We start from the raw sequence: 13,674 nt of genomic DNA, 5'->3' as shown, positions 1-13,674 counted from the left end.
TGATTAAAATGATGTAAATAAAAAAATGTAATATATAATTTAAGTATACTGTATTTTTTTAGATACACAAGTTTATCGGTTGTAAATGATCAAGAAAAGTTAACTATATATAAATCAAGTAATTTTTGATAATTAGCTAAAATATTTTTTAGTTCTTTGAAAAGTGAATTTTGGTTACGCTGAAAACTACTACTGCATGCAGCTTTTTAAAAATATTAAGTTCAGTATTTTTAAATGAGCAGTTTTTATCAAACTATATGTTTTCAGACAATAATTTATAGATTACTCTTGTAAGTTTTCGTACTGAGTGGTCCTGGGCACATCTGTGGAATTTACCTTACAGTCGTTTTAGTTTATAATATTTATTGAAAGTGAGATTGTACTTGCAGACTGGCAGAATGCATTGATATAGCTTTTTCTTAATAGCGCGAACCACGTTTTGACTGTGCTGTTCGAGAAATTGACTGATAAGTACCGGGGTCTATACCTACAAATTCTATGACTTTGACAGTAGAGCTGAAGTTATGGATATCGCTAGTCTCATCTAAATTTGTCAACATCGATATCAGTGTAAAATATGGAAAACACATCCTTTCTTTATATAAGGTAATGAAATGTGATCAAACCACAAACAGAGTATCAAAGACCTGATGCGAAATACAAGTTCAAAAACTTATCTAACTGATTACAATTAAGATACAAAGATGTGGTATTAACCTTTTCCAGGTAGTCGGGCTACAGAAGGCAAAAACAAAAGTACCTATTCACAATTCGATTCTAAATGAAATCTAATGAAAGGAAGAGGTGTATACAATTGACGGTTAAATAAGTTAATTACAATATACCAGAAGTCAAAATATGAAAACATTATATATGATGCGTCATGGACAAACGTTATTTAATCAAAAAAGGTTAATGCAGGGGTGGTGTGATTCACCTTTGACAGAACTGGGAAAAAGACAAGCAAGATGTGTAAAAGAGTATTTGGAGAATAATGAGATTGTTTTTGATGGTGCTTATGCATCATCTTCAGAAAGAGCTTGTGATACTCTAGAAATTGTAACTAGCCTCCCATATCAGCGGCTTAAAGGTTTAAAAGAATGGAATTTTGGTATTTATGAAGGAGAAAGCGATGATCTTGATCCCCCTTTTCCATTTGGCAATTTCTTTAAGAAATTTGGTGGTGAAAGTGAAAATGAAGTAAGTGAACGTGTTTCAACAACTGTTTTAGAACTTATGAAAAATACTGATCAAGAAACAGTGTTAATAGTCTCACACGGTCTTTCTTGCTATTGTTTTGCGAAAAGATGGGAACAAAATCAGCAAGTATCGCTACCTAATGATATGCCCAATTGTGTTGTTTTAAAGTATCAATTTAATGATGAGCAGTTTTCATTAGTTGAAGTCATTGATGTAACTAGTGAATTAAAGTAAAAAAGTCTAGATATAGAAATTAATCTATATTTAGACTTTTTAATCACCAAATGAGATACCTAGTAACTTAGCGTCTTTAACTTTTGCTCCTACAGCATCAACATATTTTAGTTTACCAGCACTTTCAACTAAGGGAATAGCAGTAACTCCATTATTTTTTAAGATAACTAATTTGCCATAATCTCCGCCCATAACTAAACGGGCTCCAGCTACCCCAAATTGAGTTGAGATCATTCGATCGTATGGACATGGCTGTCCTCCGCGCTGGGCATGACCAATACATGACACACGAATTTCGCTATCAATATATTTTTCTAATTCTGCTGCAATTTCGTAAACAACTGATTGACCATTGCGGGCTTTAACTTTAGCTTTATACTCTTTTTTTGATAGTGTTGCTTCTTCTTTGGATAAAGCGCCTTCCGCACAAGCGATAATACTGAATTTTTTCCCATTTTTTTCTCTAGTTTTAATAGCCTTAGCTACTTCTTTAATATCGTAAGGAATTTCTGGTAACAAAATTACATCAGCGCCTGAAGCAATTCCTGCTGACAAACAAATATGGCCAACTTTATGTCCCATTACTTCTATTACAAAAACACGGTTGTGGCTGGCAGCGGTAGTATGAATTTGATCAAGGTATGTGGTTGCAATATCAATTGCAGACTGATAGCCAAAAGTATAATCAGTTCCCCATGTATCATTATCGATTGTTTTAGGTAGCGCTATAACATTCAATCCTTCTTGAGAGAGCATGTTAGCTGATTTTATAGAACCATTTCCGCCTAGCACAACAAGACAATCTAATTTTAATTTTGCATATGTGTTTTTCATTGCAGCTACTTTGTCAAAGTCATCTTCAATTACTCGCATTTTTTTAAAAGGACAACGTGATGTTCCTAAAATTGTCCCACCAATATTAATTATTCCAGAAAAATCCTTGGGCTTCATAATTTTATAATCTTCATACATTAACCCTTTATAGCCTTGAAGAAAGCCAATAATTTCTATATCGTTTACATTTCGATATAAAGTTTTTGCTAGACCACGCATTGTTACATTTAGTGCTTGGCAATCACCACCACTTGTTAAAATACCTACCCGCATATAATCACTCCTTTATTATTATTTATATTGCCAATTATTTGAAAAAATATTCCTGACTATTCAATTCTGGCTCTTTATTTTTTACTCGTTTGTAAGTACCATCTTCTAATAAGCGGCATGCTTTAACATTATCTTTCAACATTGTATTAAACATTGTAATAATTCGTTTTCTTAATTTTTCATCTAAAATTGGGGCAGCGACTTCAACACGACGTGATAAATTTCTTGTCATTAAATCAGCAGAAGAAATGTATACTTTTTGAGCACTGCCTTTACCAAAGATGTAAATACGTGAATGTTCCAAGTACCTACCAACAATAGAAATTATTCTAATATTATCAGTTAATCCCTCAACACCAGGTAAAATACAACATATACCACGAACAATCATATCAATTTTAACCCCTGCCTGGCTTGCTTCGATTAGCTTATCGATCATTTCTTTACTAGTGACGGAATTGCATTTAAATCCAATATAAGCTTCTTTACCCGCTTTGGCTAAAGCAATTTGATTATCAATATGTTCAAATATTTTTGTAATCATACAGTTAGGAGCAACCATTAAAAGATTAACTTCATTTTCTGTTTCGCCAAGACATAGATGATTAAAAATGCTGTTGATTTCTTCCCCAATTTCGTAGTTAGATGTCATTAGTGATAAATCAGTATAAAGCTTTGATGTATTTTCATTATAGTTTCCTGTTCCCACCTGGCTAATATAATGAACACCCTGATTATTTTTATAAGTTATTAAACATAATTTTGAGTGAACTTTAAGTCCATCTAAACCATAGATAACACGGCATCCAGATTCTTCAAGTCGTTTTGACCAGTCAATGTTATTTTCTTCATCAAAACGTGCTCGTAATTCAACTAAAACAACAACTTCTTTACCGTTTTCAGCAGCTTCAATCAATGATTTAATAATCTTAGATTTCTTTGCAACACGATATAAAGTCATTTTAATACTGGCAACATTTGTATCTCGACTAGCCTCATCTAATAAACGGAGAAATGGTGACATCGACTCATATGGATATGATAATAAAATATCCTTTTTTAAAATTTGTTTGATCATTGGAACAGTATTTTCAACTAAAGGACTGTTTTTAGCTTCTAATTTTTTATAGAACATTTCTGGGTGAATGTAGCGTAAATGATCACGTAACTCACTAGTGAATTTCAAATCTAATGGAGCATTGCACTCGAAAACCTGATGTTTTTTGAGGTTCAAGAAGTTCATTAACATCAAGATTTCTAACTCTTCTAAGCCTGGTGATACTTCCAAACGAATAGGACATAATTTTCTACGTTGTTTAATTAATGTTTCCATCATTTCTCGATAGTCTTCATGACCTTCTAAAGAGTGATCATCTTCATCAATATCAGCACTTCTTGTAACTCTGATGAAACCTTTATTTTTTATTGTATATTTAGAGAAGATATTAGAAATAAAATGCAGGATGATATCTTCAATCAAAATAAACTTCCCTTGCATACTAGGAATCGCAATCATTCGTTCATCCATAGCATTTGCACAAGAAACGATTCCCATCTTTCTTTTTCCCTTCTTTGATTCTAACTGAACAACAACATAAACTTCACGGTTATTTAAAAAAGGGAATGGTTGACGTTTTGAAATAACCTGGGGAGAGATTAATGGAAGAATTTCTCGTTCAAAATAACTTTCAAAATATTTACGATCTTCTTTGTTCTTTAAATCACGGTATTTTACGATTCCCCATCCATGAGTTTTTAATTCATCCATAATACTTTGATAAATACGATCTTTCTTTTTATTTAAATAAGTAATTCTTCGTAAACATGCCTTTAGCTGTTCTTCACCAGTCATTCCAGTTTTATTGTCTTTAGAACTAGGATAGAATAGCATTTGATCATATAATGATCCAATTCTAACCATAAAAAATTCATCAAGATTTGATTGAAAAATAGAAATAAAACTTAACTTTTCACCTAAAGGGACTTTATTATCTTTAGCCTGCATTAATACTCGATCATTAAATTTAAGCCAAGATAATTCACGATTTTCTTTACATTTATTCATTGAAATGGCGCCTCCTATTTTGTTTCTAAAAATAACATAATATTTATTAAAAAAATTATCAAGTAAAGTCGGATTACTTACAAAACTCTTACGCAAATTTAACGTTTCTTTAATATTAGTATAGCACTTTTGATTTTAGTATTCATCAAAACCATAAATATGTAAAATGATTTAAATCATTCAAAAGAAAAAGGTGTTGTCAAAACACCTAAAAATATTACGATTCTATTTAGATTTATTATTTAGTAATTGCTGATAGATCATTTCATCGTCCTCTTTGAAAACGTTAAAAATAACTTTTTCAATCTGACTTCCTTTAAGAAATGTGGATACTGTATTGATTGCAATTTGAGCTGCTTCTTTTTTAGGAAAGTTAAATACGCCTGTAGAGATACAACAAAAAGCAATACTTTTTAATCCATAAGCCTCAGCTTTTTTTAAACAATTACGATAACATTCAGCTAATAAAAAGCGCTTTTCATCTGTTAGTACATTATGAACGATAGGACCAACTGTATGGACGATATAACGACAAGGAAGATTATAAGCATTAGTTATTTTTGCTTTTCCGGTGGGCTCAAGATAACGCTGTTTAGACATGATTTGGTGACATTCATTTCTTAATTGAACTCCTGCAAAGGTATGGATAGCATTGTCGATACAATTATGTCCAGGGATAAAGCATCCTTCCATTTGATTATTGGCAGCATTTACAATGGCATCAACTTTTAGTTGGGTGATATCACCACGCCAGATATTCATTGATTTTTTGAAATTGCTTGAGTCAATGATTCCTTTTCGTTTAATTTCATTTTTTAACATTTTGTTTTGAATCATAATGAATTTGTCAGTAGCTGTTTTTGCTTCACGAATATTTACTAATGAGCGATAAAGGGAAAATAGTTGTGCTTGTTCTGTAGGAAGTTCAATTTCAAGTTTATTTTCTTGAATTAAATAGTTAATTAAAAATTGTAATCGGGTTATTTGATTCATAGCAATTTCTCCAAAGACGATAAGACATTATGAATGTTATCGTTGATCATGATAGTCTGTTTTTTTAATTCCGAAGGTAAATCAATAATATCTTGATTGATGCAGGCATAAATAGCTTTAGGATTCTCTATAGTTAATTGCCAAAATGGATATTTGATAATTCCAGGGGTATTATAGCCAACTCCTAATTCTAAATAAACGATTTTGGAATAATGATATTTATTTAAAAAGTGATAATAACGTTCTTGGGCATGATACCAGCCGGAATCTTGAACAAATGTTTTATCACAGCGAAGATTCATTGTCATTGGAGCATTACATATTGGACAGTACGGAATTAGTGAACTGGGAATTTTCAAATCATGCTGTTGTTTGATCATTGTAACAACTGTCTCGTAATTATCATAAGTTTTTTGATGGCATGGTTTTGAACATTGCCAAAGTCCGTAATCTCCTTGAGTATAAAATAATTTTTCTTTAATAAAACCAGCTATTTGAAACTGATGATCAACATTTGTTGTAATGACGAAATAATCTTTATTAATGAGTAGGTTTAATAATTTTTTATAAGTATCTTTAGGGGCTTCCAAATAGCGGTTATAATAAATATGACGACTCCAATAAGCCCAGTATTTCTCTAAACTAGGATAGGGGTAAAAGCCTGCCGAATACATATCTTGTAAATGATATTTTGTAATGAAATCATTAAAATATTTTTTAAAACGGTTCCCTGAGTATGACAGACCAGCGGCGCTAGAAAGTCCAGCTCCAGCTCCAATTAAGATTGCATCACATTTTTTGATTGCTTGACTCAATTTTAAAATATCAAGTGATTCTCTTTGAAACATTATAACACTCCCTTCTCATCGTTATTATCCTTCAATGGTTGCTATTTGTGAAGTACGCACATAAAAGTGGCTTAGTTTCTTTTATGTAACTAACTTGACTTTCATAAGTATAGTTTATAAAATATACTTAGTTACTATAAGAAACTATAAGGAGTACACATATGAAAGAATTTCCAAAATGTCCAGTTGAAACTACATTATTATTAATAAGTGATAAATGGAAGGTTTTGATTATTAGGGATCTGCTACCAGGGAAAAAAAGATTTGGTGAGTTAAAAAAATCAATCGGAACGATTTCTCAAAAAGTATTAACTTCAAACCTTCGGGCAATGGAGGAGAGTGGATTGATTAGTCGTAAAGTTTATCCCGAAGTTCCTCCTAAAGTCGAATATTCGCTAACTGAGTTAGGTTATAGTTTAAAACCAATCTTGGATGCTATGTATAGCTGGGGTGAAGATTTTAAGAAAAATCATCAATCAATATAATAATGGATAGAGTCTCAGTGTTAATATTTTTTGGATGGCTGAATGATCTTAAAGGGGGTTCAGTAAAAAATAGAAATTGATAAAAATACGACTCATAAAGATATAAAGTGTCAAATTTCTAGTTTCTTAACAAGTATAATAGTGCATGATAATAACTTATGACTAGAGAGTTAGAGGGGAAAATTATGGATAATGAAGATTTAGTAAGAGAATATAGCAATAATCTTACAACATATGAACAATTTACAAATTTGATGGAAACATATATATGTAATTTGTTGAATCGTGAACAAATATCGTTTCATTCAATCACTAGTAGAACAAAGAGTATTGAGAGTTTATCTAAAAAGATAGAGTTAAAAAACAAGTATCAAAAATTAGATGAAATAACAGATTTATCAGGTATTAGGGTAATTACATATTATACGGATACTGTTGATCAAATATCGAAATTAATTGAAAATGAGTTTATTATTGATCGTGATAATTCTATTGATAAAAGAAAGAGTCTGGATCCAAAACGTTTTGGGTATCGTTCGTTGCATTATGTGGTTCAAATTGATCCTAAGTATGTTAAAGCACAGGAATATCTTAAGTATCATAATTTAAAATTAGAAATTCAAATTAGCTCAATTCTGCAATACACATGGGCTGAGATTGAACATGATTTAGGTTATAAATCTCAAGAAGAGATTCCCTATGATATTAAAAGGAGTTTTTCACGGTTAGCTGGATTGTTAGAATTGGCAGATGAGGAATTTTTAAGAATTAAAAATGAGATCTTTGCATATCAAAATCATTTGCTGCTTTCTTATTTAAGTGCTGATATTGATAAAGAATCATTAGCTGTATTTAAAGTCAAAAGTCCTGAATATAATGAATTGACAGAATTTTTAATTAAAGAAATGAAAGCTAAGAAGGTTAGTCAGGGTAATTTTGAGAATATCATTAGGATGTTTGAGTATTTGAATATAAGTAAACTTCAGGAGGTAGATCAAAAATTAAAGCAATATCAACAGCTGATAATGGAACACATTGATGTTCTTTATCGTGATGCAACAAGGACTAAAACAAATATAATTTCTGGTGATATGCCATTGTTATGTTTATGCTATTTTATTTTAGTAGTAGAGAAAGGTGAAGTGGAGTTTGAGAAGTTCACAGAACAGTTTATTTCTAGTGTTAATTTTAAAAATCGATTAATAGAATTAAAAAGAATATTGAAAGATTATAAATTAGAAGCTGCTGATTAAATTAACAGCTATTTAAACTAGAGTTAGCTCTAGTTTTTTTATAATGTTTAAAGTATTTATAATAATGGATATAAATGTAATTGTGATCAGTCTTACGAGTTTGCTAGGGGCTTTTTATAAGCTATTTAGAACTTACAAGATATTATAATGATAACGCTTGCTTTTTCTGAGGAAAAAGATGTTTATAATAATATTTATGGTATAATTATGATGTTAGTATTATTAATTGTTTCGTTTATATTGGGCTATAGTTTAGGATTTGAGGAGGAATAATAAAATGAAAAACTGGTGGCAAAAGAGTGTTGTGTATGAAATATATGTGCGGAGTTTTAAGGATACCAATCATGATGGGATCGGTGATATTAATGGGATTACTGAGCAGTTAGATTATTTAGCAACATTGGGAGTTGATGTGTTGTGGATCACGCCAATTTATGAATCGCCAAATGATGATAATGGATATGATATCTCAGACTACTATGAGATAATGCAATGTTTTGGAAATATGACTGATTTTGAGAATCTTTTAACGCAAGCTCATAAGCGAAATATTAAGATAGTTATGGATCTTGTTGTTAATCATACCTCTGATGAACATAGATGGTTTATCGAAAGTAAGAAAAGTAAAGATAATCCATATCGTGATTATTATATTTGGAAAGATGGTAAAGAAGATGGCAGTGTACCAAATAATTGGACAAGTTGTTTTCTAGGTTCAGCTTGGCAGTATGATGAGACAACGAAACAGTATTATTTACATTTATTTTCTAAAAAACAACCGGATTTAAATTGGGATAATACTGATGTTAGAAATGAAATTCAAAAAATGATTGCCTGGTGGCTTGATAAAGGAATTGATGGATTTAGAATGGATGTCATTAATTTGATTTCTAAAGATCAAGATAATATTTATCAAGATAGTCCAATAAAGGGGCATAGTGTCAGTGCTAATGGACCTCGTGTCCATGAATATATTCGTGAGTTAACAGATAACGTTTTTTCAAAATATGATGTGATGACTGTTGGAGAAGCTCCAGCAGTGACAACAAAAGAAGCTATTCAATATGCAAGTAATGATGGAAAAGAAATGAGTATGGTTTTCCAATTTGAATTAATGGATGTTGATGGTGGTGAAAAACAAAAATGGAGTGATGAAAGATTTAAATTAACGGATGTAAAAGCAATTTTAAGAAAATGGCAAATTGATATGCATGGACGAGCATGGAATTCGTTATTTTGGAATAATCATGATCAACCACGAGTAGTTAGTCGTTTTGGAGATACAAGTTCTAAAGAAACTTGGGAAAAATCAGCAAAAATGCTTGCTACTGCCCAATATTTTTTACAAGGGACTCCTTATATTTATCAAGGTGAAGAACTTGGAATGACTAATGTTGAGTTTAAGAATATTGGTGAGCTTAGAGATATTGAAAGTATAAATTCTTATCATCAGTATGTTGAAGTGGAAAAAATGTTTACCTCTGAAGAGATGCTTCGATTTATTAATAAATCAAGTCGTGATCATGCACGTACTCCAATGCAATGGAATGATCTAGAAAATGCAGGATTCTCTGATGCTGAACCATGGATCAAAGTTAATCAAAATTATAAATGGCTTAATGCACAAGCACAAATAACTGATGAAAACTCAATTTTTAATTACTATAAAAAAATGATCTCAATTTTAAAGGAAAATGAAGTTGTTCAGTTTGGTGATTATCAAGAATATTATGAGGATAGTAATGAAGTCTATGTTTATAAACGGGAGTATGACGGAAAAAAATTATTTGTCTTATCTAATTTTACAGCTAAAGAGGTTACCTATGATAAAACTTTATTTGAAGCTGAAGCAAAGGTGTTACTAGGAAATTATAATGATTTGATAAGAGGGAAATTACGGGCTTATGAAGCGGTTGTACTAGTTGTTTAAAGTTAGTATTAGGGATGATCTTGAATGATCAGGAGGTAAGAAAATGCCTAAAAAATATTTTAAGATTGGTTGCACTGTAATTATAGTAACTTTAATAGGATTATTTTTAAAAAATAATGCTCCGGCTAATAATTATAAAAATCCCGATACTTTGAATATACAAGATAAACAAAGTATGATGATGGCAGATAAGGCTGTTGAAAAAATAGCTAGGGGAACATCCGGGAAGTTTGAAACTTTATATTTAGGGGCTGATGGTCAATTTCAATGGAATATTTTAAATCCGGAAGAAACTAGCTTTTTTGATGAAGATGGAAAAGCTATTAAATCCATTTTATTAATTTCAACAAAGCTTCAAACCTCAACACCATTTGATCAGGAAAGTAATCGCTATGAAACTAGTACTTTACGACAAGCAGAGATTGCGTTAGCATCTCAAACTTTATCACCAAAAGAAGCGGAAGTAATATTTAATACTACTCAACCAGGTGGTGACGTTGTTACTGTTACTAGTTATTCATTTATAGAATCACAGTTATTTGGTGATAAATTTTTTGCCCCAACAGCAAAAATAATGAATTCAAATAGTTGTGGACTTGAAGATCGTCATTATCGTCAGGAGGGGAATTATTACTGGTTGTCAGCAGCTGCTAAAGATGATCCTAAATTAGCGGGATATATCTCTAAATGTGGAGTTTTTGCACAATTAGATATTACTGTCGAGCATCTTAGTGCAAGAGCTACTGCTAATCTTGATCCTCATGCAGTTTTATTTTTTGCTGCAGCCCAAGGTGGTAAAGTCAGTGGAGTAGTCGGGAGCAAAGCAATGCAGGACGTGGAACATCAAGAATTACTTAGTGATTATCGTTTAACATTAAAAGATGCTTCACAAACCTTAGTTGTGAGCGATCAGGTTAAAGAAAATAATAAAATAAGTTTTAATTATAATGCCCAAGGCGATGGGGATTTACTCAGTGCAGTTATAATTGATAAAACACAAAATGAGATTGTATCTTATGGTCAGTTAGCTGATATTAGTGTTACTAAAATGGGTGTTGCTTTAATTGAGTTGCCAAAAAAATATGATCATGATAACTATCAGATAAAAGTGTTTAGTGAGCAATATAACGGGGACTACAAAACGGATTATGCCAGTGAATTAGTTGATTTGAAGATTGAATAAAATAAAAAGAGCTGGATTTAACTGTACCGACCTCCTAACCGTTAGAATTTGATATGTATCTAAAATTCAGGGCACATATCATTTTTGATCTAACTTTCTGAGGTCACATCAAACGATTTGTTAAATCTAGTTCTTTTTTATTAAATACTTTTGCTGCGTTCATTGGCTTTATGAACTTTACAAGGATTGCCATAAGCAATTGTATCAGCAGGGATATCTTTTGTAACAACACTACCTGCTCCAATTACGGTATTATCACCAATTGTAACTCCCGGTAGAATAATTGTTCCCCCGCCAATCCAAACATTTTTACCAATAATAACTGGGGCTGTTTGTGTTTTACAAAAATTGAATGTTTCATTTTCACTGATAGTAAAACGATCAAGATAATGAGTAGGATGATAAGCGGTATATATTTGTACATTTGGAGCAATTAAAACATTATCACCAATAATAATTTTATTATCATCGAGAAATGTACAATTCATATTAACTTCGCAGTTATTCCCAAAATATATATTACAGCCATAATCAACATGAAAAGGTGGGGTAATCCATAATTGGTTTCCAACTTTACCTAATAATTCATTAAGAAGCTCACTTTTTCTTTTGGTATCGCTAGAATTGGTTAGATTATAATCTCGGGCTAGATCTTTGGCTCGATGCCATAGAGCAAGTAATTCGGCATCGCCACAATCATATAATTCCCCAGCTAACATTTTTTCTTTTTCAGTCATTTAAGATAATAACTTTAATAGATCAAGTGGCTGCTCAAACACGTGATCTGGTTTATCAATACCTTTAGCGGAAACACTTCCCCATTTTGCATAACCAAAGTCGATACCAGCGTTTTTAGATGCGAGATAATCAGAATGAGCATCACCGATATAAATAACATCTTCAGGTTGCAAAGATAATCGCTTTAAACATTCTAATAACGGTTCGGGATCGGGTTTATGCTTGACTGTATCGTTAGCTAAAACAGCAGTTTTCATATATTTATCTAAACCTTTTGCAACAAAATCAATTTGATACTGTGCTGTTGTTTTTGCTGAAGCAACTGCTTGAATGATGCTTCCGTCAAATGCTTCAAAAATTTCTTCAAACCCTGGGTATAAAGAAGCGCCTTCTTCATATTCATTGACATATTTAACCCATCTAGCGTAAGCCTTTTCTTTATCAGCTACTTGTAACTCTTCCATTACTTTCATACCTGGATAGGGTAAAAATTTTAAGACTTGTTCAAATGTCCAATCTTCACCAGTTTCTTCTTTAATAATCTTAATCAAGGGATACATATTCATATTTATTGTATTTAATACTGTTCCGTCAAGGTCATAAATAATTGCTTTATATTTTTTCATTACTTTCCTCCACTAATTGTTTTAATATTTTTTCAATTCCTAAATAATTTAACCCATGGAATAAGTTATCTAAATATTGTTTATAAACTTTAATATCATAAATAAATTGTGAGTGTAGATAAGTATAAATAGTTTCATTAATTAAATGCCAATCCAAGTCCCAATCAAGTTCAAGAGAAAGGTCAACATGCTCAGGGTCTAAAGACGTTAAAACAATTATTAATAGATAAGCAATAATGTTTTGAAAGTCTTTTGGCTTGTTACATGTCCTAACTGCTTGATTTAAGGAAATATCGTGATAAGGAATAAGTCCTATTTCACCAGCAATTCCATATTTGCCATGAACTAATTGTCCATTATACATATATGAACTACCAATTCCCTTTTTGTTTAGGTGCAAATAAATTGAACTATTTTTATGATGATGATAACAAGTACCTAATTGCATCGCTTTGACATCGTTTTCAACTAGAATAGGAATATTGATACTCTTTTCTAACTCTGTGATCCAAGTGTGGGTTTCAAAGTGGTTATTGTGGTCGGTTAAATATTCATTATCTCTAACGATTCCTTCAACTGCAATAACGATACATTGACAATTGAATTTGGTGAGAAGCACTTTAATTAGAGTAATTAATTGTTGTTCATCCTCAAATTCCAGAATATCGGTTGTTAGTATTTTTTTGTAAGAATGAATTTGATAAGTTATTTTAGGGTTTTGAATATAGAGACAGATTATATTAAAATGCTTTTCAACTAATGCAAAGCGGGTTGGGCAACGTCCACCGGTTGAATGATCGTTACCTGTTTCTTTAACAATATCGTGTTGTTGCAAAAGGCGAATCATATTTCTTACACTAGGCTGTGATAATTGAGTATCATTGCTCAATTCGCTCATTGTGGCACTGTCTCTACTAAATAATGATTGTAATAATAGATGTAAGTGATGTTTTTTTACATCTTTAAGAATTTTTTTGGTCATGTGTGCCTCCTACTTTTATTATACTTTAAT

12 protein-coding genes are annotated in these 13,674 nt (G+C 31.4%); 5 read left to right on the top strand and 7 right to left on the bottom strand.

Features of this window, described 5'->3' with window-relative positions; translation table 11 throughout:
- The first annotated feature begins 858 nt into the window (after nt 1-858).
- Nucleotides 859-1,434 carry a histidine phosphatase family protein gene (locus tag KSU54_RS12895; RefSeq protein WP_003539341.1) on the top strand — a complete coding sequence of 192 codons (576 nt, stop codon included), beginning with the start codon at nt 859-861 and terminating at the stop codon, nt 1,432-1,434.
- Nucleotides 1,435-1,473: 39 nt separating this feature from the next.
- On the opposite strand, the gene KSU54_RS12890 is transcribed toward KSU54_RS12895, so the two are convergent.
- The 4 genes from KSU54_RS12890 to KSU54_RS12875 all read right to left on the bottom strand — a co-directional run bounded on the left by KSU54_RS12890 (nt 1,474) and on the right by KSU54_RS12875 (nt 6,447).
- Complete coding sequence (locus KSU54_RS12890; protein ID WP_003539342.1) at nt 1,474-2,541, bottom strand: 6-phosphofructokinase; 1,068 nt, start codon at nt 2,539-2,541, stop codon at nt 1,474-1,476.
- Nucleotides 2,542-2,575: 34 nt separating this feature from the next.
- On the bottom strand, nt 2,576-4,606 hold the full coding sequence (gene ppk1, locus KSU54_RS12885) for a polyphosphate kinase 1 (RefSeq protein ID WP_008792634.1): 2,031 nt from the start codon (nt 4,604-4,606) through the stop codon (nt 2,576-2,578).
- Nucleotides 4,607-4,831: 225 nt separating this feature from the next.
- Nucleotides 4,832-5,599: a protein-ADP-ribose hydrolase gene (locus KSU54_RS12880; RefSeq protein WP_008792635.1), complete on the bottom strand. Its 768-nt coding sequence runs from the start codon at nt 5,597-5,599 to the stop codon at nt 4,832-4,834.
- Nucleotides 5,596-6,447: an SIR2 family NAD-dependent protein deacylase gene (locus tag KSU54_RS12875; RefSeq protein ID WP_003539353.1), complete on the bottom strand. Its 852-nt coding sequence runs from the start codon at nt 6,445-6,447 to the stop codon at nt 5,596-5,598. Before KSU54_RS12875 ends, KSU54_RS12880 begins: the two co-directional genes overlap by 4 nt.
- Before the next feature lie 161 nt (nt 6,448-6,608).
- Between KSU54_RS12875 and KSU54_RS12870 the strand changes: the two genes are divergently transcribed.
- From KSU54_RS12870 to KSU54_RS12855, 4 genes are all read left to right on the top strand, one after another.
- On the top strand, nt 6,609-6,932 hold the full coding sequence (locus KSU54_RS12870; protein ID WP_003539364.1) for a winged helix-turn-helix transcriptional regulator: 324 nt from the start codon (nt 6,609-6,611) through the stop codon (nt 6,930-6,932).
- A 185-nt stretch (nt 6,933-7,117) separates the two neighbouring features.
- A complete protein-coding gene (locus tag KSU54_RS12865) occupies nt 7,118-8,185 on the top strand; it encodes a GTP pyrophosphokinase (protein WP_008792637.1) in 1,068 nt (355 codons plus the stop codon).
- 277 nt (nt 8,186-8,462) lie between these two features.
- On the top strand, nt 8,463-10,115 hold the full coding sequence (locus tag KSU54_RS12860) for a glycoside hydrolase family 13 protein (RefSeq protein ID WP_117792626.1): 1,653 nt from the start codon (nt 8,463-8,465) through the stop codon (nt 10,113-10,115).
- A gap of 43 nt (nt 10,116-10,158) precedes the next feature.
- Entirely contained in the window at nt 10,159-11,298 is a 1,140-nt protein-coding gene (locus tag KSU54_RS12855; protein WP_008792639.1) for a hypothetical protein, read from the top strand.
- Nucleotides 11,299-11,438: 140 nt separating this feature from the next.
- On the opposite strand, the gene KSU54_RS12850 is transcribed toward KSU54_RS12855, so the two are convergent.
- From KSU54_RS12850 to KSU54_RS12840, 3 genes are read right to left on the bottom strand one after another with little or no spacing between them, the layout of a single operon-like run.
- Complete coding sequence (locus KSU54_RS12850) at nt 11,439-12,035, bottom strand: sugar O-acetyltransferase (RefSeq protein WP_003539380.1); 597 nt, start codon at nt 12,033-12,035, stop codon at nt 11,439-11,441.
- Nucleotides 12,036-12,662 carry an HAD family hydrolase gene (locus KSU54_RS12845; protein WP_008792640.1) on the bottom strand — a complete coding sequence of 209 codons (627 nt, stop codon included), beginning with the start codon at nt 12,660-12,662 and terminating at the stop codon, nt 12,036-12,038.
- Nucleotides 12,649-13,644 (bottom strand): ROK family protein, encoded by a 996-nt coding sequence (locus KSU54_RS12840; protein ID WP_008792641.1) that lies wholly within the window; start codon nt 13,642-13,644, stop codon nt 12,649-12,651. Before KSU54_RS12840 ends, KSU54_RS12845 begins: the two co-directional genes overlap by 14 nt.
- Nucleotides 13,645-13,674 lie beyond the last annotated feature (30 nt).

It is taken from the genome of Erysipelatoclostridium sp. MSK.23.31, from assembly GCF_019125875.1.
GTDB lineage: Bacteria > Bacillota_I > Bacilli_A > Erysipelotrichales > Coprobacillaceae > Thomasclavelia > Thomasclavelia ramosa.
Note: the sequence above shows the minus strand (reverse complement) of the source record. Positions and strands in the feature narration are given on the sequence as shown.

Coding starts and splice junctions, on each gene's coding strand:
- KSU54_RS12895 (WP_003539341.1), top strand. CDS start 859: ATGAAAACATTATATATGATGCGTCATGGACAAACGTTATTTAATCAA.
- KSU54_RS12890 (WP_003539342.1), bottom strand. CDS start 2,541: ATGCGGGTAGGTATTTTAACAAGTGGTGGTGATTGCCAAGCACTAAAT.
- ppk1 (WP_008792634.1), bottom strand. CDS start 4,606: ATGAATAAATGTAAAGAAAATCGTGAATTATCTTGGCTTAAATTTAAT.
- KSU54_RS12880 (WP_008792635.1), bottom strand. CDS start 5,599: ATGAATCAAATAACCCGATTACAATTTTTAATTAACTATTTAATTCAA.
- KSU54_RS12875 (WP_003539353.1), bottom strand. CDS start 6,447: ATGTTTCAAAGAGAATCACTTGATATTTTAAAATTGAGTCAAGCAATC.
- KSU54_RS12870 (WP_003539364.1), top strand. CDS start 6,609: ATGAAAGAATTTCCAAAATGTCCAGTTGAAACTACATTATTATTAATA.
- KSU54_RS12865 (WP_008792637.1), top strand. CDS start 7,118: ATGGATAATGAAGATTTAGTAAGAGAATATAGCAATAATCTTACAACA.
- KSU54_RS12860 (WP_117792626.1), top strand. CDS start 8,463: ATGAAAAACTGGTGGCAAAAGAGTGTTGTGTATGAAATATATGTGCGG.
- KSU54_RS12855 (WP_008792639.1), top strand. CDS start 10,159: ATGCCTAAAAAATATTTTAAGATTGGTTGCACTGTAATTATAGTAACT.
- KSU54_RS12850 (WP_003539380.1), bottom strand. CDS start 12,035: ATGACTGAAAAAGAAAAAATGTTAGCTGGGGAATTATATGATTGTGGC.
- KSU54_RS12845 (WP_008792640.1), bottom strand. CDS start 12,662: ATGAAAAAATATAAAGCAATTATTTATGACCTTGACGGAACAGTATTA.
- KSU54_RS12840 (WP_008792641.1), bottom strand. CDS start 13,644: ATGACCAAAAAAATTCTTAAAGATGTAAAAAAACATCACTTACATCTA.